General features: G+C 50.6%; 2 tRNA genes and 2 rRNA genes. All 4 read left to right on the top strand.

Annotated features, from left to right (window positions below):
* Positions 1-402 (top strand): 16S ribosomal RNA (locus NR795_RS20655); the annotation flags it as partial.
* Between the two features lie 71 nt (positions 403-473).
* Positions 474-550: transfer RNA gene (locus NR795_RS20650), tRNA-Ile, on the top strand.
* Between the two features lie 109 nt (positions 551-659).
* A tRNA-Ala gene (locus tag NR795_RS20645) sits at positions 660-735 on the top strand.
* A gap of 198 nt (positions 736-933) precedes the next feature.
* Positions 934-1,413: ribosomal RNA gene (locus NR795_RS20640) — 23S ribosomal RNA — on the top strand; the annotation flags it as partial.

Below are 1,413 nucleotides of genomic sequence, written 5' to 3'. Positions count from 1 at the left end.
CGGGAACTCAAAGGAGACTGCCAGTGATAAACTGGAGGAAGGTGGGGATGACGTCAAGTCATCATGGCCCTTACGAGTAGGGCTACACACGTGCTACAATGGCGCATACAAAGAGAAGCGAACTCGCGAGAGCAAGCGGACCTCATAAAGTGCGTCGTAGTCCGGATCGGAGTCTGCAACTCGACTCCGTGAAGTCGGAATCGCTAGTAATCGTGGATCAGAATGCCACGGTGAATACGTTCCCGGGCCTTGTACACACCGCCCGTCACACCATGGGAGTGGGTTGCAAAAGAAGTAGGTAGCTTAACCTTCGGGAGGGCGCTTACCACTTTGTGATTCATGACTGGGGTGAAGTCGTAACAAGGTAACCGTAGGGGAACCTGCGGTTGGATCACCTCCTTACCTGAAAGAACCTGCTTCGCAGTGTCCACACAGATTGTCTGATAGAAATAAACAGCAGTAAAAATCTCTGCAGGCTTGTAGCTCAGGTGGTTAGAGCGCACCCCTGATAAGGGTGAGGTCGGTGGTTCAAGTCCACTCAGGCCTACCAAATTCGCTCCCGTGCTTTGTTATGGCAACGCTCACATACTTCAGTATGCTTCGCGTTACCACGCCGCGCCCGGAAACGAATTCGGGACACAGAGATTAGTTTTTACGATGGGGTTATAGCTCAGCTGGGAGAGCGCCTGCCTTGCACGCAGGAGGTCTGCGGTTCGATCCCGCATAGCTCCACCATCACTTACTGCTGAAACAAGAAAACTTCAGAGTGTACCTGCAAAGGTGCGCTGCGAAGTTTTGCTCTTTAAAAATCTGGATCAAGCTGAAAATTGAAACGACATGTCGTTGCATTCTTCCGTAATAAAGAATGCGATAACGATATGTTCGAGTCTCTCAAATTTTTGCAATCAGAAGTGAAACATCTTCGGGTTGTGAGGTTAAGCGACTAAGCGTACACGGTGGATGCCCTGGCAGTCAGAGGCGATGAAGGACGTGCTAATCTGCGATAAGCGCCGGTAAGGTGATATGAACCGTTATAACCGGCGATTTCCGAATGGGGAAACCCAGTGTGTTTCGACACACTATCATTACGTGAATACATAGCGTAATGAAGCGAACCGGGGGAACTGAAACATCTAAGTACCCCGAGGAAAAGAAATCAACCGAGATTCCCCCAGTAGCGGCGAGCGAACGGGGAACAGCCCAGAGTCTGAATCAGCGTGTGTGTTAGTGGAAGCGTCTGGAAAGTCGCACGATACAGGGTGATAGTCCCGTACACAAAAATGCACACGTTGTGAACTCGAAGAGTAGGGCGGGACACGTGGTATCCTGTCTGAATATGGGGGGACCATCCTCCAAGGCTAAATACTCCTGACTGACCGATAGTGAACCAGTACCGTGAGGGAAAGGCGAAAA

The organism is Pseudescherichia sp. L3 (genome assembly GCF_024656065.1).
Classification (GTDB): Bacteria; Pseudomonadota; Gammaproteobacteria; order Enterobacterales; family Enterobacteriaceae; genus Pseudescherichia.
The sequence above is the reverse complement of the archived record's forward strand: the minus strand, read 5'-3'. Positions and strand labels throughout refer to the sequence as shown.